Raw genomic sequence first — 19,936 nt, 5'->3', positions numbered from 1 at the left:
GCGTCACTTCATGAAGCGGCGGAGCTTCTTGCGGTTGGCGGCGTCCCACGCGCTCTCGACGTCGTGGAACGCGACGGCCGAGCGGACCTCGTCGAGGGCGTGGAGGCGCCCGAGGACGAACGCGCCGGAGCCGAAGTCGTCGACGAGACCGGCGAGGAACTCGCGGGCGACGACGGTCTCGGCGTGCTCGTCGAGGACGTCGAGGAGTTCCTTGACGACGTCGACGTACTCCTCGGCCGGTTCCCCGACGTGGGGCGCGACGACGGCGGCCGCGTCGCGCGCGGCGGCGGCGGCGACCCGCAGGCGGGTGAGCGCCGCGGCGTCGTCGGCGGTGGCGTGGTCGACGTCGTGGTCGATCTCGCTGTGGTCGTCGAGGTCGACGTCGCGGTACGCGTCGCGGACCGCGCGGTGGGCCTCGGAGACCAGCGGCAGCAGGACCTTGCGGGCGTCGCGGCGGGCGGGCTTGACCGTCGGCGGGTCGGCGACGAACGCCTCGAGGGCGGCGACGAGGTCGCGGTAGCGCTGGGAGTCCAGCGCCTCGAGCACCGCGGCGTGGGCGGCGTCGGCCCGTTCGGTGAGGATGGCGCGGACGCGGTCGGCGACGACGGCGGGGTCGCCGGTGCCGGTCCCGGCGACGTGGCCCGCGGCCTCCTCGTCGAGGTCCTCGAGCAGCTGCTCGGCGAGGACCTCGAGGTCGCGGGAGGGTCGGGTGACCTCGGTGATCCAGGCGAGGTCGGCGCGCAGCGCGTCGGTGGCGTCCTCGGTGAAGAGCGGGGCGAAGGTGCTGAGCACGTTGTGCAGGCGGCGGGCGGCCACCCGCAGCGAGCGGACGGCGTCGGGGGCGTCGATGCGGGCCAGGGGGTCCTGGGTCAGCAGCCAGCCGACGTCCTGCGCGAGGCGGGCGAGGACGGCCGCGCCGGCGCTGTCGTCGACCGAGACGGCGTCGTCGCCCTCGTCGTCGTCCGGGCCGTCGAGGACGGTGCGCAGCTGCGCGGTGCGGTCGGACTCCTCGGCGCCGAGGGCCTCCCAGGCGTCGGTGATGGCGTCGAGCAGGTCGCGGCGGCCGTCGACGACCTCGACCTGCCACTCCGACCAGGTCTGCGCGGCGGCGTCCTCGGGCGCGAGCGCCCGGGCGGAGACGGCGCGCGTGGTCAGGCGGGCGACGACGAGGCCGTCGGCGTCGAGCAGGTCGCGCTGGTTCGCGCTGGTGGTCAGCGCCAGGACGGGACCGAGGGCACGTCCACGGGCCGCGGCCCAGGTGAGACGTTGCAGCGCAGCGGGTGCGGTGCGGACGGCCCGACCCAGGGCGTGGCGGACCTCGTGGGTGCGGGGGCCCCGGCCGGGCACCTCGAGGACCCAGCCGCGGGGCGCGGGGCTGGTGCGCTCGGCCGTCTGGCGCCGCACCGAGACGCCGGCCGCGGCCAGCGCGAGGTCGGCCGTGTCGTAGTGCGTCTCCTCGCTGACGACGTCGACGAGGGGGCCGACGTCGGCGACGCCGGGCAGCTCACCGGCGCCGGGAGCCTGCTCGGAGTTCGGCGCGAGGTAGGTGCGGGTGAGGGCCAGGCGCGGGGACGGCATGGGCCAAGAATTACCACGCCAGGGTGAACGGACCCGCATTCCCGCAGGTCAGCTGCGGTCCAGGCGCAGGACACCGTCGGCTCCGACGAAGGTACTGCCGTCCTCGAACGTGATCCTCCGTTCGGTCGTCTCCTCCCGCCCGACGCGCCACTCCCCCGCCGGCGCGAGCCGTTCGCGCAGTTCCGCGGGCGAGGGCAGGTCGATGACGACGCCGTCGTCGCGCCAGCGCTCGAGCTGGGCCGGCGGGACGGTGTGGTGACCGAGGACGAGCAGCGAACCCCCCGGCGCCACCGCCTGCGCCGCGCGGCGCAGCACGTCGATCCGGTCGAGGAAGGCGAAGGAGTGCAGGAAGGACGCCGTCACCAGGTCGAACTCCCCCGCGGGGAAGGTCTGGCCGAGGTCGTGGCGTTCGAAGTGCGCCTCGACCCCTGCCTGCGCGGCGTGCGCGCGGGCCCGCTCGATCGCGGTGTCGGAGACGTCGACGCCGGTGACCCGCCAGCCGAGGCGGGCCAGGTGCAGGACGTCACCGCCCTCCCCGCAGCCGAGGTCCAGGGCCGTGCCCGGGGTGAGGTCGGCGACGGCGTCGACGAGCGCGGCGTTGGGTTCTCCGCTCCAGACGTGCCCGTGGCCGGAGGAGTACATGCCCTCCCAGAGTTCACGGGCGTCGCGGGCGGTGAGGTCGAAGTGGGGCATGGACCGATCGTCCGCGGTCGGGCTGCCGCGGTCGAGCCTCCTTGCCGTTCCGGCAAGGAGGCGTCCGGTGACCGCATCGTGGTCATGGGCATGGGCATGGTGAGCGTCACCTCGACGGGGTCGCCGATCACGCGTACACTAACGATTCATGCACGAAGTATCGTCGCCGGACCCGACGCGGACCCCACGTTCCCTGCAGCGCCCCCGGTCCCGGAACCGCCTCTTCGACCTCTTCCTCGACGCGGTCTTCAACTTCACCGGCCCGGCCCAGGTGTCGCAGGAGGAGGGGCCGCAGCGCGGGCCGCGCACCCCGGAGGAGGCCAGCGCCGGCTTCGACGGCTGGGAGCGCGTGACCCGCGGCGGCCACACCTACCTCGTCGAGCGCAACAACTCCACCAGCTGAACGAACCGCCCACCGATCGACGCCCCGTCGATGGCCCCGGGCAGGATCCGCACCTCGAGGACGTCGGGGCCCGGACGCACGCCCAGCACCCGCGTCAGGTTCACGTCGCTGAACTTGCTCACGCCCGTGGCGGCCGCGGCGGTGCGCAGCGAACCCCAGTCCGGCCAGTCCCGTCGGACGAGTTCCACGAGTTCCACGGGCAGCGGCGCGAGCCGGGTGCAGCGCGGGTTCGTCGCGAACAGTCCCCGGAGTTCCTCGCGACGTTCCCCGAACGTCGACACGACGTGCCGGAACCGCCCGACGTCCCGGAACGGTCCGGCGTCGAGGTTCACGTGGACGGCCGCCTCGGCCGGAACGGTGAACCCCAGGTCGCGGGCGGGTTCCAGCAGTTCCTCGAGTCGCCGGGCGTGGTCGTCCACCCACGGCGGGGTCACGACCTCGCAGGGACGTTCCCGCTCCCCCGGCAGCGGCGCCGCCAGCGCGATCGTCGCCCCCGCGGAGTCGTCGAGCCTGCGCACGACCCCGGCGTCCCGGACCCGGACGCCGAACAGTTCCGCGACGGGGTCCAGCACCGATCCGATCCCCTCCGCCGGGTCGGCGTGACGTTCCACGAGGCGCAGCAGCCGCGGGTCGTCGCTGAGGATCCGGTACCACCCGGGTTTCGAGGGTGCCCGGGCGTCGAGGTCGGCGACGATCGTCGTGTCGTCGACGAGGGAGCACACCGCCCCGCCCCCGGCGTCGAGGACGTCGAAGGCGGGGGTCAGGTGCCAGAACGTCGACACCCCCGGCGCCGACGACGCCTCGGTGTCGACGTGGAACCGGCGACGCACCGATCCGCCTGCGCGGGAAGCCATCTCCTGCGCGAGGTCGAGCCGGCTCACCCCGACGGGGGCGAGCAGCTCGACCTCGAAACCGGCGCGCGGCAGGCTCGTGCTCACGTCAGGGTGCGACCGGCAGGGTCTCGCCCGCGAGCAGCTTCCCGCCGCCGGTGACCTTCGCCTCCCAGGGGTCCACGTTCCAGACGGTACCGAGGGCAACGGCGTCGTCGTAGGTGTACCCGGCCGCGAAGAACGCGTCGACGGCCGCGGACTCGTCGTCACCGACCCCGGTCCCGGGGTCGCTCGGAGCCGTCGGGGAACTGCCGGGGGCGATCGGCAGGGCCTCACCGGCGGTGAGCTTCTCGCCGCCGGTGACCTTCGCCTCCCACGGGTCCTGCGACCACTGCGCACCGAGGACGACGGCGTCGTCGTAGGTGTAGCCCGCCGCGAAGAACACCTCGCGCGAGGCCTGGTCGGGGTCGGTGCTCGGCGCGGGGACGGGGTCGACGTGGGTGACGGGGACCGCGGGAGCCGCTGCGGGGGCGGCCGGGGCCTGCTCGGGGTCCGCGTTGGCGTAGGCGGTCCCGCCGGCGAGGGCGATGCCGCCCGCGACGATGGTCGCCGTGACGATCCGCGCTGCGCGCCGGTTCGCCGGGGTCCGGGTGATCCGGGTGTCGTTGTCGCTCATGCCCTGGAAGACGCCTCACGCACTCGTCGCGTTGCCTCGGATCAGCGGGAGATCGGAAGGGCCTGACCGTTCTGCAGGGCCTGCCCACCGAGGGCCTTGGCCTGCCAGTCGTCGGTGTTCCACAACCCCCCGAGTTCCACCGCGTCGTCGTAGGTGTAGCCGGCGCCGAAGAACACGTCACGGGCAGCGTCCTCACCCATCGTCAGGACGGGTGGCACCGTCGCCACCACGAGCGGCGTCGGGGCGGCCGTGATCGGGCTGCTCGCCGGGGCCACCGGCTGGGGCGCGGCCTGGCGGCCCGCCCACACCGCACCCCCCGCCACGACGACCGCCGCGGGCAACGTCACCAGCGCGCGCCGGCGCCGCACCCGTCGCCGACCCCCTTCTCGCGTCCGCACGACGAGGTCGTCACCCGTCCGGACGTCGCGGACCGACGCGTCGAGCTCGCGCCGCAGCCGGTCCTCCCAGCCGCTCAGCCCTTCGTCCACCGTGCGCCCACCTCCTCGTTCCTCTCCTGCATGCGTTGACGCAGTGCGGCCAGTCCCTTGGAGGCCTGGCTCTTGACCGTCCCGCGCGAGACGTCGAGCTGGTCGGCGATCTGCTCCTCCGACCAGTCCTCGAAGTAGCGCAGGACGATGACGGCGCGCTGCCGCGGCGGCAGGTTCCGCAGCGCCTCGACGACCCGGGACCGTTCGGCCCGTTCCGCGGCACCGTCGGCCACGGGGTCGTCGTGGTGGTCCTCGAAGACGACCTCGCGCGGTCGACGGGCCCGCGCCCGCCACCGGTCGGTGACCTTGCGGGCCAGCGCCGTGCGGGCGTAGGCGTGCGGGTCGTCGATGCGGCGCCAGCGCACGTACATCCGCTCGAGCACGTCCTGCAGGAGGTCCTCCGCGTGGCCGCGGTCGCCGGTCAGGAGCAGCGCGAAGCCGAGCAGCCGGTCGCTGCCGGTGCTCACGAACTCCTCGAACGAACCCCCCACACCTCTCCAGACGACGCAGCGCCCCGCGAGGTTGCCTCCAGCGGGCCCCCTCGGTCAGACGCGCGCGGCGGCGTCACCGCTGGGTCCGAGCGGGGGCGCACCCTCGCGCGGGACGGGGGCGGGTTCCTTGAGCTCCACGAAGAGGCAGTGCGTCTCGGTGTCCCCGGTGTTCTCCCCGGAATGGCCCTGGGCGCCCAGCCACCGGACGGCCCCGCTCGGGAGCTCGACGTCGACCTGGCGGTCCCCGGCGATCAGGCGGCGCCGGAACGAGCTGAGGGTGACCATGACGCTGTCGGGGTGCTCGTGGGGCACGGAGCGGTGACCCGGGACGTCGCGGTACTCCAGGACGCGGACGCGGTCGTTCTCGAAGACGACGGCGTAGGAACCAGGGTTGGTGTCGACCGGGTCCGTGCTGCCCATGGCGTGACGCTACGCCGACGCGCCGGGCGCGACCAGGGCTCCCGGGGTGCGCTTCGACGGCGGACGCGGGACGCTCGACGGATGCGCCTGGGAACCAGCATCTTCCTCCTCGCGGTCGGAGCGATCCTCGCCTTCGCCGTGACCGTCTCCTTCAGCGGAGTCGACCTCAAGACGGTCGGGGTGATCCTCATGGTGGTCGGTGTCCTCGGGATCGTCCTCGAGTTCGCGCTGTTCCGGCCCCGGACCCAGCGGACGACGAGCGTGACGAGCACCGACCCCACCCGCAACGCCACGACGCGCCGCACCGAGACCCGCGACCTCTGAGCGGGCAGCCGTTCGACGCGAGCGGGACGAGCGACCGTGGTGGAGCGCCCGTGAGCACCTACGCCGTCCTCCACGTCACGCCGGACGGAACGCTGGCCCCCTCGACCCGACCGCTGGTCGACCCGGCCCCCGGGCACGTCCGCCTGAGGGTCCAGGCGTGCGGCATCTGCCACACCGACGTGTTCACCGTGCAGCCGCACGCACCGCACGAACCCTCCCGCGTTCCGGGTCACGAGGTGGTCGGCGTCGTCGACGCCCTGGGTGACGGCGTCTCCGGCTGGTCCCTGGGCCAGCGGGTCGGCGTGGGGTACCTCGGTGGGCACTGCGGGGTGTGCGACGCCTGCCGCCGCGGGAACTTCGTCGCCTGCGCCGACCAGCCCCTCACCGGCTCGAGCGTCGACGGCGGCTACGCCGAGGTGGCCTACGCGCGGGCCAGCGGCCTGGTGGCGGTTCCCGACGAGCTGACCTCCGCCGAGGCCGCGCCCCTGCTGTGCGCCGGGTTCACCGTCTACAACGCGCTGCTCAAGGCCGGGGTGCGGGCCGGGGACCTCGTGGCGGTCCAGGGGATCGGCGGGCTCGGGCACCTGGGCCTCCAGTACGCCGCGCGCATGGGGTTGCGGGTCGTCGCGATCGCCAGGGGCAGGGCCAAGGAGGAGCAGGCGCGGTCGTTCGGGGCGCGGTACTACCTCGACGCGGTGGCCGACGACGTGGCGGCCGGGCTCCAGCGGCTGGGCGGGGCCCGGGTCATCGTCGCCACCGCCGCGGCCGGCGACTCGACCTCGGCCCTGCTGGGAGGCCTGGCCCACGGCGGCCACCTGATGGTCGTCGGCGCCGGCAGCCAGCCCATCGCGGTCCCCGCGCTGAGTCTGATCTTCGGTGACGCCGTCCTCGAGGGTTCCCTCACCGGCCGCGCCATCGAGAACGAGGACAACCTCCGCTTCGCCGTCGACCAGGGGATCCGCGGCCTGGTCGAGGAGCGTCCGCTCGCCGGGGCAGCCGAGGCCTTCGACCGGATGCACTCCGGTCAGGCCCGCTTCCGGATGGTCCTCACCACCGGTTGATCCCGACCCGGGCGGCGACTCACGCGGTGAAACCCTCGGCCCGGACCCGGTTCTGCACCAGGAACTCCCGGTCCACCTCGACGCCCAGCCCCGGGAGGGCGGAGACCGCCACGATCCCGCCGACGGCGGTGATGGGCGTCGTCACGTCGCGGGCGTAGTACTTCTCCGACGCCGACACGTCGGAGGGCATCGTGAAACCCGAGAGGCTGGAGAGCGCGACGTTCGCGGCGCGCCCCACCCCGAACTCGTGCATCCCCCCGACCCAGGCCGGCCAGCCGAACTCGACGGCGAGGTCGTGCGCCGCCAGCGCGGTGCTCAGACCGCCCATCCGCGACACCTTGACGTTCAGCACCCGGCCCGACCCCAGGGCCTGCGCGGTCCGCAGGTCGTCGACGGTGTCGATCGACTCGTCCAGGCAGACGGGCGTCCGGACCGAACGCTGGAACTCCGCCGACGTCGTGAACGCCCGCGGCGCGAACGGCTGCTCGATCATCGTCAGCCCGAACCCGTCGAGGGCCCGCAACGCCGTCAGGTGTTCCGGGGAGTCGGAGTAGGCGCCGTTGGCGTCGACGTGCAGCAGCAGGTCGTCGCCGAACGCGGCGCGCACGGCGTGGACCGGTTCGACGTCCCACCCGGGCTGGATCTTCAGCTTGACCCGCGGGTACCCGGACCCGACGTGGTGGTGGTGCACCTGCTCGAGCAGGTCGTCGATGGTCTTCTCGATGCCGAGCGAAACCCCTGCGACGACCGAGGACCGCGTGCCCCCGAGCGCCGCGGACAGCGGAACCCCCTGGCGGGCCGACCACAACGACCACGCCGCGACGTCCACCCCGGCCTTCGCGAACTGGTGTCCGCGCACCTTGGCGTAGGCGCCCGAGACCTCCGGGGCGGAGGAGACGGAACGTCCGACGACGGCGGGCAGCAGGTAGGTCGTCGCCACGTGCCAGCTCGTCGCGACGGTGTCGGGGGCGAAGAACGGGTCGCTGGGGCAGGCGATCTCACCCCACCCGGTGCGGCCGTCCTCGTCGGTCAGTTCCACCAGCAGGTGTTCGAGGAAGCCCTTGCGGTGCGAGCTGGTCTGGAACTCGTGGACCAGCGGCAGGCGCACCTGGTGCAGGTCGGCACGGACGATCTTCACGCTCGCTCCTCGGTGGTTCTCGTCAGGCAGGTGGTTCTCGTCAGGCAGGTGGTTCTTCTCAGGCAGGTGGTTCTCATCGGGGACGCCCGAAACCGTAGACCGATCCGCCGTGCTCGGCCCGGCCGCAGCTGACGGCCACGTACCCGGCGTCCAGCAGCGCGCGGAAACCCCGCCGCAGGTCGGTCCGGACCGCGGCCGTCACGGGACCGGAGGGGAGGTGCAGTTCCTCGACGACGGGCGCGGGACGGGGCGGGCCGCGCAGGTCCCACTCGACGACCACCCGGTCCGTGCCGGGGCGGAAGTAGAAGTCGTCGACGAACCAGCGCGCCCGCGCGCCGAGGACGTCGAGGTTGAAGTGGGCGTTGCGGCCCAGCACCGGGTCGTAGGCCCAGCGCATCGTCGTCACCCCGCCCGTCCGGACGACGTCGGCCTGGGCCTGCTTGAGCCGCCGGCCGAGCCCCAGACCCTGGTGGTCGGGGGCGACGGCGGCGCTCTGGGAGTAGTGGTAGTCGCCGTCCGCGTCGTGGGCGTGCACGCCGTAGGCGAACGCGACCAGGCGCTCCCCCTCGACCAGGCCCACGGCGGAACCCCCGTTGCGCACCAGCGCCGAGAGCAGCCGCGGGTTGAGTTCCATCCCGGGTTCACCGTGGCCCAGCACGTCGCGGTAGAGCGCGCACGCCTGGTCCTGCAGGTCCGCGGTGTCGAGCACCGCACTCCTCAGCACGGCCGGGATCCGTGGCGCATCCCTGCACGATCGCGGCGGCCGCGGGCGGACGTCAAGACGGGGCGGGTGTGATCCGGTCCACCCGCTCCCGGCGGTCAGCGTTCGTAGACGTCCGGGATGCCGTTCCCGTCGGCGTCGACACCCTCCTCGATCTCGATCCGGCGGTACACGCGGTTGCGGGTGGAGAGCACGACGGCCGCGAGGACCGCCGAGGCGGCCGACCCGACGAGTACCCCGAGCGTCACGTGCTCACCGGCTGCGGTGCCCTCCCCGAAGGCGAGCGACCCGATGAGCAGCGAGACCGTGAACCCCATCCCGGCCAGCATCGCCATGCCCAGGACGTCGATCCAGCGCAGGTTCTCGTCGAGCTCGGCCTTCGTCACCTTCGAGACGATCCAGGTGGTGGCGACGATGCCGATCGGTTTGCCCAGCACGAGGCCGGCGATCACGCCGAGGGCCACGGAGTCCTTCATCGCGGCGGCGAAACCCGAGGCGCCGCCGATGGCGACCCCGGCGGAGAACAGGGCGAAGACCGGCACCGCGAACCCCGTCGACAGGGGTCGCCAGACGTGCTCGAAGTGCTCGGAGAGACCCGGCCCGGCGTCCGGGCCACCGTTCTTCTCGCTGCGCAGCACCGGGACCACGAGCCCCAGCAGGACCCCCGCGACCGTGGCGTGGATCCCCGAGGCGTGGACCAGGCCCCAGGTCGCGAGGGCGAGGGGGACGAGCAGCCACCACGCCCGGACCCGGAGCTGCACCGCGACGGTGAAGGCCACGAGCGTCACCAGGGCCAGCAGCAGCGGCAGCCAGTTCACCTGCTCGGTGTAGAAGATCGCGATGACGGTGATGCCCAGCAGGTCGTCCACGACCGCGAGGGTCAGCAGGAACGTCCGCAACCCCGACGGCAGGTGCGAACCGACGACGGCCAGGATCCCGAGCGCGAACGCGATGTCGGTGGCGGTCGGGGTGGCCCAGCCGACCAGTGCCCCTTCGGGGGCGTCGGGGTGCAGCACGTTGACGAGCACGAACAGCAGGGCGGGCACGGCCATCCCGCCGAGCGCCGCCGCGATCGGCAGGGCCGCCGCGCGGGGGCTGCGCAGGTCGCCGGCGACGAACTCCTTCTTGAGTTCGAGGCCGGTGACGAAGAAGAAGATCGCCAGCAGGCCGTCGGCGGCCCAGTGCTCGATCGAGAGGTTCAGGTGCAGGGCCGCGGGCCCGAGGTGGAACTGCCGCACGTCCTCGTAGCTGCCGCCGGGGAGGTTCGCCCAGACCAGCGCGACGACGGTCAGCACCAGCAGCAGGACCCCGCCGGTGGTCTCCTTGCGCAGCACGTCGGTGAGGCGGGTGCGTTCCTCCCACGAACCGCGGGGGAAGAGGAGACGGCGAGCGGTGGGGGGCGGGGTGGGCACGGAGCGACCTGCTTCCGGGATCGATGAGGGGCGAGATCCCTGACGGGACCGCCGACCAGACTTCCCGGCACACCTGGGGTCGAGGTTACAGGAGGACGGCCAGTCCCCACCCGAAGGCGGCCGCGACGACGGTGGTCGCCAGGGTCCCGACGAGGTTCAGCGTCGCCGAGCGCACCGCCCCCCGCTGCGCCAGCCGGACGGTGTCGACCATCGCGGTGCTGAACGTCGTGAAGCCGCCGCAGAACCCGACGCCGAGGACGAGGTGCCACCGCTCGTCCGCGCCGTCGAGGACGAGACCGGTGAGGAACCCGAGCAGGAGCGAACCCAGCACGTTGACGAGCAGGATCGGCCACGGGAACTCCGAGGGACGCCGGGCGCGCAGTTCCCCGTCGAGGGCGAACCGCGCCGCGGCGCCGAGACCGCCGGCCAGGGCGAGGAGCAGGATCACCGGGTCCGCACCGCGCAGGCGATGCCGAGCACGACGGCGACCAGGCCGCCGAGCAGGCTGACGGCGGCGTAGCCGAGGGCGGTCGCCGGGTGCCCCCCGCTGACCAGGCGGTCCAGTTCGACGGCGAAGCTGGAGCACGTCGTGAACCCGCCGCAGAACCCCGTCCCGAGCCCGAGGCGCCGGCGACGCAGCGCGGCGGTCTCCGGTCCCCGTCGCAGCAGGGACTCCAGCAGCAGGCCCAGCGCGAAGGACCCGAGGAGGTTCACCGTGAGCGTCGCGAGCGGCCACCCGGACACGACGGGAACGCCGGCCGAGACGGCCCAGCGGGCCACGGTCCCCACCGCGCCGCCGGCGCCGACGAGCACGAGGAGCCGCGGATCACGGTGCGGCGGCGCCTCGGGCGTGCTCACGGACGGCAGCCTCGCACGTCGCGCAGGGCCGTCGTCCGCCGCCGCTGGAGGGGCAACGGGTGCTGGACCGCGCAGAGGTCGGCGGTCTCCCCGGCCAGCAGGTGCTGGCGCAGGAACGTCTGGACGCTGGCGCTCAGCGGATCGCCCGGGGCGGCGGTGTGCGGGTCGTCGAGCCCGTGCCGGGTGGCGGTGGCGGGGGCCAGCACCCGCCGCAGCGACGTCAGCAGCTTGCGGGAGTAGGCGCCCGTCCGGAGGCAGAAGAAGGCCTCATCGGTGTCCTCGACGTCGAGCCCTTCGAACCAGTCGTTGAGCACGGTCCCGGTGTCGCGCGTGGGGGTCACGGCGGGAGTGTGCCTGGGAGATCACGTCGGGGCAAACACCGGGTGCCCGCGCCGGGTCCGTGTGGGTGGGCCCGTGCGGTGGGCCCGTGCGGTGGGACCGCGCCGTGGGACCGTGCGCTGGACGACGAACGCCGCACCCCCGTCGAGGGGGTGCGGCGTCGGGGGCGGAGTCGTTCAGTCGCGGGGGTAGTCCGCGAGCGGCCAGCCACCGGCGGCCAGGTGCGAGGACACCCGGGCGACGTCGGCGGTCGCCGGTTCGTCGAGGGTGGCCTCGTTGATGAGGCGCTCCACGTCGGAGACGGTGATGACCTCGCCCTGCCGGGCGAGACCGACGATCTCGGCGGCGATGGAGTGGACCTCCTCGTCGGTGAGCTTGCGGCGCAGCAGGCCGAGCAGGGCCACGTAGTCCTGGCGCGGGACGCCGCCCGGGTACCCGGCGCGCAGCCAGTCGACGACGCGGGTCGCGAGGTTGGTGGAGCTGGAGGTCATGGCTGTCCCGTCACTTGTCGACGATGGTCGGGAAGACGTGCTCGAAGCTGAGCGCCTTGCCGAACCCGCTGGCCACGATGAACGTGATGCCGAGCGCGACGGCCAGGATCACGATCGCGAAGCAGACGACCGCGAGGACCTTCCCGATCGGGTGTCCGGGTGCGTGGCTGGTCTCGGCCGAGCCACCCGCCCCGTAGGCCAGCGAGCGCACACCGGCGGAGAAGAGCACCGGCAGGCCGGCGCCCAGGACGAGGGCGACGAGGAGGATCTTCCACAGCGCGTCGCCGACGAGGGTCAGGTTCTGGACCATGTCGTTGTTCCCCTCAGACCGCGGCGGGGGTGCGGTCGGCACCCTCGCTCGCTTCCCACTCGTCGTTGACGTTGCCGGCGTGCACCGGGTTCTTGCGCGAGTGGCGCATCACGACGAGCGTGAAGGCGACCAGGATCGCGGTGATGACGATCGCGCCGACGGCGCCGCCGCCCAGCGCGTGGCCGATCCACCACATGAGGGCCCCGACGATCCCGGCGGCCGGGATGGTCGTCACCCAGGCGATGACCATGCGGCCGGCGACCCGCCAGCGCACGACGGCACCGGGCTTGCCGACGCCGGCGCCGAGCACCGAGCCGGTCGTCACGTGGGTCGTGGAGAGCGCGAAGCCCAGGTGGCTGGAGATCAGGATGACCGCGCCGGACGCGGTCTCGGCAGCCATGCCCTGCGGCGGGGTGATCTCGATGAGGCCCTTGCCCAGGGTGCGGATGATCCGCCAGCCGCCGAGGTAGGTCCCGGAGGCGATGGCGAGGGCGCAGGCGACCTTGACCCAGAACGGGATGGACTCGGTGCTGGACCAGTGGCCGGAGGCGATCAGCCCGAGGGTGATGACCCCCATCGTCTTCTGCGCGTCGTTCGTGCCGTGCGCCAGCGACACCAGCGAGGCGGAGCCGATCTGGCCCCAGCGGAACCCCTGGTCGGTGAAGCGCTGAGCGACGCCCGAGATGACCTTGTGGACGACGAAGGTGCCGACGGTCGCGACGATCGCGGCCAGGATCGGCGACGCGACCGCGGGGATGATGACCTTGCCCACGACGCCGTCGATCTTGGTGCCGTCGCCGTTCCAGTTCACGCCCGCCCAGCCGAGGCCGGCGACGGTCGCGCCGATCAGGCCGCCGAAGAGGGCGTGCGAGGAGCTGGACGGCAGACCGATCAGCCAGGTCAGCAGGTTCCAGGCGATCGCGCCGACGAGGCCGGCGAGGACGATCAGCAGGAGCGCCGAGCCCCCGCCGTCGAGCAGTTCGGGTTTGGGGGCACCGCTCTTGTCCTGGATCTTGACGACCGCGTTCGAGACGGTGAGGGCGACCTCGACGGACAGGAACGCCCCGACGAGGTTGAGGATGCCGGAGAGGCCCACAGCCACCTTGGGTGGCAGAGCTCCGGTGGCGATGGACGTGGCCATCGCGTTGGCCGTGTCGTGGAAGCCGTTGGTGAAGTCGAAGGTGAGCGCCACCACGACGACCAGCACGAGGATGAGCGTTGCTGTCTCCACGAGGGGAAAGGCTGCCCCTCCGCAGGACCCGCGAGAAGCCACTTCGGCCCTCCGGCGGGAGAGTTCACGCGGCGTTCATCCCGCGTCGGGAACCCGGCCTTCCAGCAGGACGGACGGTCACGGCGACGCACCCGCGGTGGTCGTGGCGACCCCCGTGAGCGCGACTCCGTGCACCGGTCCGGTGGCTTCAGGCGGCGGGGCGGCGGTCCGTCTCGAGGATCGTCCGCGCGTGCACGACGAGCAGCGGGTCCGGCACGCCGACGACCTCGGCGTCCTTGTCGTCGTAGTCGAACATCGCCAGCACGTGGCGCATGGCGGCGAGCCGGGCGCGCTTCTTGTCGTTGGTCTTCACCACCGTCCACGGGGCGAAGTCGGTGTCCGTGGTGGAGAACATCGCCTCCTTGGCCGCGGTGTAGTCGTCCCAGCGGTCCAGGCTCGCGAGGTCCATCGGCGACAGCTTCCACTGGCGGACCGGGTCGATCTGGCGGATGAGGAAGCGGGTGCGCTGCTCGGCCCGGGTCACCGAGAACCAGAACTTCACCAGGTGGATCCCGTCGTCGACGAGCATCCGCTCGAACAGCGGGGCCTGGGTCACGAACCGGTCGTACTCCGCGGCCGAGGCGAACCCCATGACCCGCTCGACCCCGGCGCGGTTGTACCAGGAGCGGTCGAACAGGACGAACTCCCCGGCGGCCGGCAGGTGCTGGACGTAGCGCTGGAAGTACCACTGGGTGGACTCGCGCTCGCTCGGCTTCTCGAGCGCCACGACGCGGGCCCCGCGCGGGTTGAGGTGCTCCATGAAGCGCTTGATGGTGCCGCCCTTGCCCGCCGCGTCACGTCCCTCGCAGAGCACGACGATGCGCTCGCCGGACTCCTTGAGCCAGCGCTGGAGCTTGAGCAGCTCGATCTGGAGCAACCGCTTCTCGGCGTCGTACTCGGGGCGGCCGAGGCGCTCGTCGTAGGGGTAGTCCTCGCGCCAGGTGTCCACGACGCTGCCGTCGGGCGTCAGCAGTTCGGGCTCGTCCTCGTCGTCACGAACGGTCATGCCGAGGTCAGGGGTCAGGTGCACGCCGGCATGCAACCCCGGGCCGCCCCGCGTCGGTCGACGGCCCGGTGATCGGGCGGTGAACTCACGGCGAACAGGTCGCGTCGGACGTCCCGGGTAGCCTCCCGGCGCTCCGTTGCAGGACGTCACCCGTTCGCCGGCACCCCACCGGCGCAGCCAGTGCTCTCAAGCCCGGCCCGATGTCCAGAGGGAGCGACGAACCACCCCTCACCCCCCGGAGGATCCCCCGTGTCTCAGCCCGCCACCACCCCCACCCCCCGCCGCCCCCGCCGTCCCCGCGCCCTGCTGGCCACCGCCGCCGTCCTGGCCGCGCTGGCCGCGGGCGCCGGTGTCGCGCCGGCCGCCCAGGCCTCCGTCGCGCCCGTGATGAACTACGACGGCACCACCGTCAACAACGCCCGCATCCCGGCCACGGACGTCGAGATCGAGCTCGTCACCCCCGTGGCCTTCGACCGCGGCACCTACGTCGTCGGCACCACCCCGGTCGGGACCCTCGGCGCCGGCACGGCGGCCGGTGGCACCTACCGGGCCCGCACCACCGTGGACCTCGGCGGCCGCAGCGGCTCGGTCACGCTCGTCGCGAAGCTCTACAAGGGCAAGTACCTCGCCCAGACCGTGTTCAAGGTCCTGCGCGTGGTGCCGGCGACGCGGACGGCCATCCCGGCCGGCTGGCCCAACGCCGACTCCACCGGCGTCCCCGCCGGCACCACCCTCACCCGCACCGGAGACGTGGTGGTCACCGAGCCCGGCACGGTCCTCAGCGGCCTCGACATGGGCTGCCTCACCGTCCGCGCCGCCGACGTCGTGGTGCGCCGGTCCCGCGTCACCTGCACCGACGGCCGCCAGCTGGCGGTGGCGCTGACCGACGCCGAGGGCTTCGTCATGGAGGACTCCGAGATCGACGGCGGCGACGGCGGCACCGAGAACGCCATCGGCTGGAGCGACTACACCCTGCGCCGCGTCGAGGTGCGCGGCACCCAGGACGGTCCGCGCCTGGGCTACGACGTGACCGTGGTCGACAGCTGGATCCACGCCCTGGTGCGCCACGACGGCGTCCACACCGACGCCCTGCAGTCCACCAGCGGTGAGCGGATCCTGGTGCGTCACAACACCCTGGACCCGCGGACCGCGGGCGACGACGACTTCCTGAACTCCGCGGTGCAGCTGGGCACCGAGACGGGGACCAAGCGGCTGCGCGACGTCGTGTTCGAGAAGAACTACCTCGACGGCGGCACGTTCTCCGTGAACGTGAAGTGCAGCGCGAACATCGACTCCAGCGTCGTCTTCCGCGACAACCGCTTCGGTCACGGCAGCAAGTACGGCGGCGTCATCGCCCCCGGCCGGCTGCGCGTCAGCGGCAACACCTACGTCGACACCGGCGCCCGGGTGGCGGTCGAACCGGCCTGCTGACAGCGGTGGCGGGGCCGTGCGCGGCCCCGCCACCGCGCCCTCGGGTCAGAACGGATGGAGACCGAGCGCGTGAACTTCCGCACGAGGAAGTGTGCTCACGGCCTCGGGCGGGTCAGAGACCGAAACCGATTCCGGTGAGCTCCTCGGACGCCGACCACAACCGGCTCGCCAGGACGGGGTCCTTCGACTGCCGGGACCGTCCGATCAGCATCGCGCCGCCACGCATGTGCGCGAACCGCTCGGGACCGGTGAAGGCGGCCGGAGGAACGTCTCCCGTCGCGGCGAGGAGCACGGGCAGGGCGCCCTGGTCCGGGTCCTGGGCCAGGAGGCGCACCAGGAGCCTCGTCACCGCGCCGCCGCTCCCGGTGGTCATGCTCGTCGTCACCAGGCCCGGGTGCGCGGCGGCGGCGAGGACGGGAGATCCGGCCGCGGTCAACCGGCGCTGCAGTTCGGTGACGAAGAGCAGGTTCGCGAGCTTCGACGCCGCGTAGACCCGGGACTCCACGTACTTCGTCCGCTCGAGGCCCAGGTCGTCGAGGTCGATCCTCCCCATCCGTTCGGCCTGGGAGGAGAGGGCGACCACCCGGCCGGAGACGTGGCGCAGCAACAGGTTCGTCAGGGCGAACGGGCCCAGGTGGTTGGTGCCGAACTGCAGTTCGAAACCGTCGGCGGTGCGCCGGAGGTCGGGGACGGACACCCCGGCGTTGTTGACGAGCAGGTCGATCGGCCCGTCCCAGCCGGCGGCGAAGGAGCGGATCGAGGCCAGGTCCGCCAGGTCGAGGTCCCGGACCTCGACCTGCCCGGGCATGGTCCGGGCGGCCCGCTCCCCCTTCTCGCGGTTCCGGACGGCGAGCACGACGCGGGCGCCCCGGGCGGCGAGGGCTCGGGCCGTGGCCGCGCCGATCCCGCTGCCGCCTCCGGTCACGATCGCGGTGCGGCCGGTGAGGTCGGGGAGCGGTGTCGCCGCAGATGTAGGCATAGACAAGATACTAGGCAGCGTCTAGTCAAATAGTCAACGTCTACTTCACCGCTACCCTGGTTGCGTGACGCGCCAGCCCTTCCACCACGGGAACCTCCGCGCGGTCCTGCTGGACCAGGCGGAACGGACCCTGCGCGAGGGCAGCGTCGAGGACCTCTCCCTGCGCGAGCTGGCCCGGCAGGCCGGCGTCAGTCACGGCGCACCGCGCAGTCACTTCATCGACCGTCAGGCCCTGCTGGTCGCTCTCGCCGAACGCGGCTTCGTGCGACTGACCCACGACGTCGCCACGGCGGGCGCCGCCCACCCCGTCGACCTGGTCAACCGTCTGCGCAGCGTGGCGGCGGCCTACGTCGGCTTCGCCGTCACCGACGCCGGACTGCTCGAGCTGATGTTCTCCACCAAGGGCGCAGACGCCGCGGAGAGCGTCCGGGAAGCCGCCGCGGCGTTCTTCTCGACCTTCGACGCGTTGTTCGACGCCGACCTGCGGGCCGGCCGCTTCCGCGGACCCGACCGGCAGCGGACGAAGCTCCTCTTCGTCGCGACCCTGCAGGGCGTCGCCTCCCTGATCGCCTCCCACCGGATCCCCCAGGAGCTCGGCGACGCCCTCGTCGACGACGCGATCCAGCTCCTCCTCGTCGACGGAACAGCCCACTAAGCTGTCTTCATGTCAGGACATGACGGGGAAGAGATCATCTTCCGGACGCGCAAGTGGGTCCGCCCCGAGGACCTCAACGCCAACGGCACCCTCTTCGGCGGCAGCCTGCTCCGCTGGATCGACGAGGAGGCCGCGATCTACGCGATCCTCCAGCTCGGCAACGGCAGCGTCGTCACGAAGTACATCTCCGAGATCAACTTCGTCTCCTCCGCGCAGCAGGGCGACCTCGTGGAGATGGGTCTGCGCGCGACGGCCTTCGGTCGCACCTCGCTGACGATGCGCGCCGAGGTCCGCAACATGATCACCCGGCAGAGCATCCTGACCATCGAGAAGATCGTGTTCGTGAACCTCGGCGCCGACGGACTGCCTGCGCCGCACGGCTACTCGACGATCACCTACGACCGGGACCGGATCCCCAGCAGCATGCAGCCCGACTGAGGACGCTCACCGCCGCTCACAGCGCGGGCGGTGCCGTCGAACTCTCGACGATCGAGAAACCCCGCCCGCGCAACCGGCGCCGCTCCTGCGCCAGGTGGGCGAGCAACCGCTCCGCCGTCCCCCGGCTGTGGGCGCGGAGCAGTTCCGCGGCCCGGTCGGCGTCGCGGGCCTCGACGGCGTCGAGGATCCCCCGGTGCTCGGCCCGGGCCTGTTCGCGCGACGCCGCGGTCCGCACCTCCAGCCAGCGGGTGCGGGCCAGCCGGGTCAGCGTCCCGTTGAGGGCTTCCACCAGGAAGGGGTTGCGGGACAACCGCACCAGCGCGAGGTGGAAGTCGCTGCCGCCCCGCAGGCCGCTCTCCTCGTCGTCGGCCACGGGTTCCGCCTCGAGGAGCGCCCGCACCGCGGCGAGTTCAGCGGGCGTGGCGCGTTCGACGGCGAGGGCCAGCGCCCCGGTCTCGACGACCTCGCGGTGCTCGGTGACGGCCCGGACCTCGGCGAGGTCGATGGGTGCGACCCGCCAGCCGCGGCCCACCCGCCCGGTCAGGCCCTCGTTCTCGAGCCGGACCAGGGCGGCGCGGATCGGGGTGCGGGACGCGCCGAGGAACTCCTCGAGACCGCGTTCGCTGAGCTTCTCGCCGGGCACGAACTCGAACCCCAGGACGGCGGCCCGCAGGGTCTCGTAGGGACCGTCCGACACGTCGCCTCCTCGTGGGATACCGTTTTGGTATGCCACAAACGTACACCGCAGCGCCCCGCGTTCCCGCGGCCGCGTGGCGGATGCTCACCCTCGGGATCGCGGCGCAGGCGGCCGGGACCCTCCTCGTGAGCACGCCGGTGTACCTGATCCCCCTCCTCCACCTGCAGCGCGGGTTGCCGCTGACGCAGGCCGGGACCCTGGCCGCCGCGCCGACCCTGGGCATGGTCCTGACCCTGGTCGCGTGGGGCGCCCTGGCCGACCGGGTCGGGGAACGCTGGGTCATCGCCGGCGGCCTGGCCCTCACGGCGGTGTGTGCCGCGGTCGCGGCGAGCACGTCCGGTCTCCTCCCCCTCGGGCTCGCCCTGGGGTTCGGCGGAGCCGCCGCGGCCAGCACGAACGCCGCCAGCGGACGCGTCGTCGTCGGCTGGTTCCCGCGCGAACGTCGCGGCCTCGCGATGGGTCTGCGACAGATGTCCCAGCCCCTGGGGATGGCCGTGGCGGCGCTCGTCGTGCCGCCGCTGGCGGGTTCCGCGGGGATCGGCGCCCCGCTGCTGCTCGGTGCCGGGGTCCTGGCCGTGCTGGCGGTCGTGTGCGCGGCGGGGATCCGCAACCCGCCGCGCGCACCGATGACCGACGCCGCCGCCTCGCAGAACCCTTACCGCCGCAACCACTTCCTGCTGCGGATCCACCTGGTGTCCGTCCTGCTCGTCCTGCCGCAGTTCACCCTGTCGACCTTCGGCCTGGTGTGGCTCACCGTCGGGCTCGACTGGGACCAGACGCTCGCCGGGGTCGTGGTCGGCGGAGCGCAGTTCGTCGGCGCACTGGGCCGGATCGTCGTCGGGGTCCTCAGCGACCGGGTCGGCAGCCGGGTCCGCGTCCTGCGCTGGGTCGCGGTGTCCGGGGTCGTCGTCCTGGCCCTGCTGGCCGCCGTCGGGTACGCGCACTGGCCGGTGGCGATCGCCGCGGTGCTCGTGGTGGCCTCGACGGTCAGCGTCGCGGACAACGGTCTCGCGTTCACCTCCGTCGCCGAGGCCGCCGGACCGCGCTGGTCCGGCAAGGCCCTCGGGCTGCAGAACACCGGGCAGTTCCTCGCCGCCTCCGCCGTCGGGCCGGGGGTCGGCGCGCTGGTCACCGCCGTCGGGTACCCCTCGACGATGGCGCTCGTCGCCCTCGCCCCGCTGGCGGCGTTGCCCCTCGTCCCGCGCCACGACGAGCACCGGTAGCGGA

Annotated in this window: 26 protein-coding genes; 7 read left to right on the top strand and 19 right to left on the bottom strand. The window is 73.1% G+C overall.

Annotation, left to right across the window (positions count from 1 at the left end; genetic code table 11):
- Nucleotides 1-3: 3 nt before the first annotated feature.
- The gene (locus OG218_RS15405; protein ID WP_328294110.1) at nt 4-1,578 is read right to left on the bottom strand and encodes a CYTH and CHAD domain-containing protein; all 1,575 of its coding nucleotides are present in this window, start codon (nt 1,576-1,578) and stop codon (nt 4-6) included.
- 48 nt (nt 1,579-1,626) lie between these two features.
- Complete coding sequence (locus tag OG218_RS15400) at nt 1,627-2,271, bottom strand: class I SAM-dependent methyltransferase (RefSeq protein WP_328294109.1); 645 nt, start codon at nt 2,269-2,271, stop codon at nt 1,627-1,629.
- 148 nt (nt 2,272-2,419) lie between these two features.
- On the opposite strand from OG218_RS15400, the gene OG218_RS15395 reads away from it, so the two are divergent.
- Complete coding sequence (locus OG218_RS15395) at nt 2,420-2,674, top strand: hypothetical protein (protein WP_328294108.1); 255 nt, start codon at nt 2,420-2,422, stop codon at nt 2,672-2,674.
- On the opposite strand, the gene OG218_RS15390 is transcribed toward OG218_RS15395, so the two are convergent.
- Genes OG218_RS15390 through OG218_RS15370 form a run of 5 tightly spaced genes read right to left on the bottom strand, consistent with a single transcriptional unit; the run spans nt 2,641 to nt 5,579 of the window.
- Nucleotides 2,641-3,612, bottom strand: coding sequence for an amidoligase family protein (locus tag OG218_RS15390; protein WP_328294107.1), 972 nt, complete (start codon nt 3,610-3,612; stop codon nt 2,641-2,643). The two genes, OG218_RS15395 and OG218_RS15390, sit on opposite strands and share 34 nt — an antisense overlap.
- A gap of 1 nt (nt 3,613) precedes the next feature.
- Entirely contained in the window at nt 3,614-4,180 is a 567-nt protein-coding gene (locus OG218_RS15385; RefSeq protein WP_328294106.1) for a hypothetical protein, read from the bottom strand.
- Between the two features lie 41 nt (nt 4,181-4,221).
- Nucleotides 4,222-4,668: a hypothetical protein gene (locus OG218_RS15380; RefSeq protein WP_328294105.1), complete on the bottom strand. Its 447-nt coding sequence runs from the start codon at nt 4,666-4,668 to the stop codon at nt 4,222-4,224.
- A complete protein-coding gene (locus tag OG218_RS15375; protein ID WP_328294104.1) occupies nt 4,653-5,159 on the bottom strand; it encodes a SigE family RNA polymerase sigma factor in 507 nt (168 codons plus the stop codon). Before OG218_RS15375 ends, OG218_RS15380 begins: the two co-directional genes overlap by 16 nt.
- A gap of 54 nt (nt 5,160-5,213) precedes the next feature.
- Nucleotides 5,214-5,579, bottom strand: coding sequence for a hypothetical protein (locus OG218_RS15370; protein ID WP_328294103.1), 366 nt, complete (start codon nt 5,577-5,579; stop codon nt 5,214-5,216).
- A gap of 81 nt (nt 5,580-5,660) precedes the next feature.
- Between OG218_RS15370 and OG218_RS15365 the strand changes: the two genes are divergently transcribed.
- Nucleotides 5,661-5,903, top strand: a complete 243-nt coding sequence (locus OG218_RS15365; protein WP_328294102.1) for a DUF6458 family protein — start codon at nt 5,661-5,663, stop codon at nt 5,901-5,903.
- Nucleotides 5,904-5,953: 50 nt separating this feature from the next.
- On the top strand, nt 5,954-6,964 hold the full coding sequence (locus OG218_RS15360) for an alcohol dehydrogenase catalytic domain-containing protein (RefSeq protein ID WP_328294101.1): 1,011 nt from the start codon (nt 5,954-5,956) through the stop codon (nt 6,962-6,964).
- A gap of 19 nt (nt 6,965-6,983) precedes the next feature.
- Here the strand turns inward: OG218_RS15360 and menC are convergent, their stop codons facing one another.
- The 10 genes from menC to ppk2 all read right to left on the bottom strand — a co-directional run bounded on the left by menC (nt 6,984) and on the right by ppk2 (nt 14,509).
- A complete protein-coding gene (gene menC / locus OG218_RS15355) occupies nt 6,984-8,102 on the bottom strand; it encodes an o-succinylbenzoate synthase (protein ID WP_328294100.1) in 1,119 nt (372 codons plus the stop codon).
- Between the two features lie 73 nt (nt 8,103-8,175).
- Nucleotides 8,176-8,811 carry a GNAT family N-acetyltransferase gene (locus OG218_RS15350; protein WP_328294099.1) on the bottom strand — a complete coding sequence of 212 codons (636 nt, stop codon included), beginning with the start codon at nt 8,809-8,811 and terminating at the stop codon, nt 8,176-8,178.
- Between the two features lie 110 nt (nt 8,812-8,921).
- Nucleotides 8,922-10,235 carry a Na+/H+ antiporter NhaA gene (gene nhaA / locus OG218_RS15345; protein WP_328294098.1) on the bottom strand — a complete coding sequence of 438 codons (1,314 nt, stop codon included), beginning with the start codon at nt 10,233-10,235 and terminating at the stop codon, nt 8,922-8,924.
- An 85-nt stretch (nt 10,236-10,320) separates the two neighbouring features.
- Nucleotides 10,321-10,683, bottom strand: coding sequence for a fluoride efflux transporter CrcB (crcB, locus tag OG218_RS15340; RefSeq protein WP_328294097.1), 363 nt, complete (start codon nt 10,681-10,683; stop codon nt 10,321-10,323).
- Nucleotides 10,680-11,093 carry a fluoride efflux transporter FluC gene (locus tag OG218_RS15335; RefSeq protein WP_328294096.1) on the bottom strand — a complete coding sequence of 138 codons (414 nt, stop codon included), beginning with the start codon at nt 11,091-11,093 and terminating at the stop codon, nt 10,680-10,682. Before OG218_RS15335 ends, crcB begins: the two co-directional genes overlap by 4 nt.
- Entirely contained in the window at nt 11,090-11,434 is a 345-nt protein-coding gene (locus OG218_RS15330) for a hypothetical protein (protein WP_328294095.1), read from the bottom strand. Before OG218_RS15330 ends, OG218_RS15335 begins: the two co-directional genes overlap by 4 nt.
- Before the next feature lie 174 nt (nt 11,435-11,608).
- Nucleotides 11,609-11,923, bottom strand: coding sequence for a DUF3349 domain-containing protein (locus OG218_RS15325; protein WP_328294094.1), 315 nt, complete (start codon nt 11,921-11,923; stop codon nt 11,609-11,611).
- A 10-nt stretch (nt 11,924-11,933) separates the two neighbouring features.
- Nucleotides 11,934-12,233: a hypothetical protein gene (locus OG218_RS15320; protein WP_328294093.1), complete on the bottom strand. Its 300-nt coding sequence runs from the start codon at nt 12,231-12,233 to the stop codon at nt 11,934-11,936.
- A 13-nt stretch (nt 12,234-12,246) separates the two neighbouring features.
- Entirely contained in the window at nt 12,247-13,464 is a 1,218-nt protein-coding gene (locus OG218_RS15315) for an inorganic phosphate transporter (protein WP_328294092.1), read from the bottom strand.
- 187 nt (nt 13,465-13,651) lie between these two features.
- The gene (ppk2, locus tag OG218_RS15310; RefSeq protein ID WP_442906511.1) at nt 13,652-14,509 is read right to left on the bottom strand and encodes a polyphosphate kinase 2; all 858 of its coding nucleotides are present in this window, start codon (nt 14,507-14,509) and stop codon (nt 13,652-13,654) included.
- A 249-nt stretch (nt 14,510-14,758) separates the two neighbouring features.
- On the opposite strand from ppk2, the gene OG218_RS15305 reads away from it, so the two are divergent.
- On the top strand, nt 14,759-15,940 hold the full coding sequence (locus OG218_RS15305) for a hypothetical protein (RefSeq protein ID WP_328294090.1): 1,182 nt from the start codon (nt 14,759-14,761) through the stop codon (nt 15,938-15,940).
- A gap of 112 nt (nt 15,941-16,052) precedes the next feature.
- Here OG218_RS15305 and OG218_RS15300 read toward each other — a convergent pair whose 3' ends face one another.
- Complete coding sequence (locus tag OG218_RS15300; protein ID WP_328294089.1) at nt 16,053-16,919, bottom strand: oxidoreductase; 867 nt, start codon at nt 16,917-16,919, stop codon at nt 16,053-16,055.
- A 64-nt stretch (nt 16,920-16,983) separates the two neighbouring features.
- On the opposite strand from OG218_RS15300, the gene OG218_RS15295 reads away from it, so the two are divergent.
- Nucleotides 16,984-17,574: a TetR/AcrR family transcriptional regulator gene (locus tag OG218_RS15295; protein WP_328294088.1), complete on the top strand. Its 591-nt coding sequence runs from the start codon at nt 16,984-16,986 to the stop codon at nt 17,572-17,574.
- 9 nt (nt 17,575-17,583) lie between these two features.
- Entirely contained in the window at nt 17,584-18,012 is a 429-nt protein-coding gene (locus tag OG218_RS15290; protein ID WP_328294087.1) for an acyl-CoA thioesterase, read from the top strand.
- 16 nt (nt 18,013-18,028) lie between these two features.
- Here OG218_RS15290 and OG218_RS15285 read toward each other — a convergent pair whose 3' ends face one another.
- Complete coding sequence (locus OG218_RS15285; RefSeq protein ID WP_328294086.1) at nt 18,029-18,709, bottom strand: GntR family transcriptional regulator; 681 nt, start codon at nt 18,707-18,709, stop codon at nt 18,029-18,031.
- A 29-nt stretch (nt 18,710-18,738) separates the two neighbouring features.
- Here OG218_RS15285 and OG218_RS15280 point away from each other — a divergent pair, with 29 nt between their 5' ends.
- Nucleotides 18,739-19,932, top strand: a complete 1,194-nt coding sequence (locus tag OG218_RS15280) for an MFS transporter (protein ID WP_328294085.1) — start codon at nt 18,739-18,741, stop codon at nt 19,930-19,932.
- Nucleotides 19,933-19,936: the final 4 nt, after the last annotated feature.

This window comes from Kineococcus sp. NBC_00420, assembly GCF_036021035.1.
Classification (GTDB): Bacteria; Actinomycetota; Actinomycetes; order Actinomycetales; family Kineococcaceae; genus Kineococcus.
The sequence above is the reverse complement of the archived record's forward strand: the minus strand, read 5'-3'. Positions and strand labels throughout refer to the sequence as shown.

Coding starts and splice junctions, on each gene's coding strand:
- OG218_RS15405 (WP_328294110.1), bottom strand. CDS start 1,578: ATGCCGTCCCCGCGCCTGGCCCTCACCCGCACCTACCTCGCGCCGAAC.
- OG218_RS15400 (WP_328294109.1), bottom strand. CDS start 2,271: ATGCCCCACTTCGACCTCACCGCCCGCGACGCCCGTGAACTCTGGGAG.
- OG218_RS15395 (WP_328294108.1), top strand. CDS start 2,420: ATGCACGAAGTATCGTCGCCGGACCCGACGCGGACCCCACGTTCCCTG.
- OG218_RS15385 (WP_328294106.1), bottom strand. CDS start 4,180: ATGAGCGACAACGACACCCGGATCACCCGGACCCCGGCGAACCGGCGC.
- OG218_RS15370 (WP_328294103.1), bottom strand. CDS start 5,579: ATGGGCAGCACGGACCCGGTCGACACCAACCCTGGTTCCTACGCCGTC.
- OG218_RS15365 (WP_328294102.1), top strand. CDS start 5,661: ATGCGCCTGGGAACCAGCATCTTCCTCCTCGCGGTCGGAGCGATCCTC.
- OG218_RS15325 (WP_328294094.1), bottom strand. CDS start 11,923: ATGACCTCCAGCTCCACCAACCTCGCGACCCGCGTCGTCGACTGGCTG.
- OG218_RS15320 (WP_328294093.1), bottom strand. CDS start 12,233: ATGGTCCAGAACCTGACCCTCGTCGGCGACGCGCTGTGGAAGATCCTC.
- ppk2 (WP_442906511.1), bottom strand. CDS start 14,509: ATGACCGTTCGTGACGACGAGGACGAGCCCGAACTGCTGACGCCCGAC.
- OG218_RS15300 (WP_328294089.1), bottom strand. CDS start 16,919: ATGCCTACATCTGCGGCGACACCGCTCCCCGACCTCACCGGCCGCACC.
- OG218_RS15290 (WP_328294087.1), top strand. CDS start 17,584: ATGTCAGGACATGACGGGGAAGAGATCATCTTCCGGACGCGCAAGTGG.
- OG218_RS15280 (WP_328294085.1), top strand. CDS start 18,739: ATGCCACAAACGTACACCGCAGCGCCCCGCGTTCCCGCGGCCGCGTGG.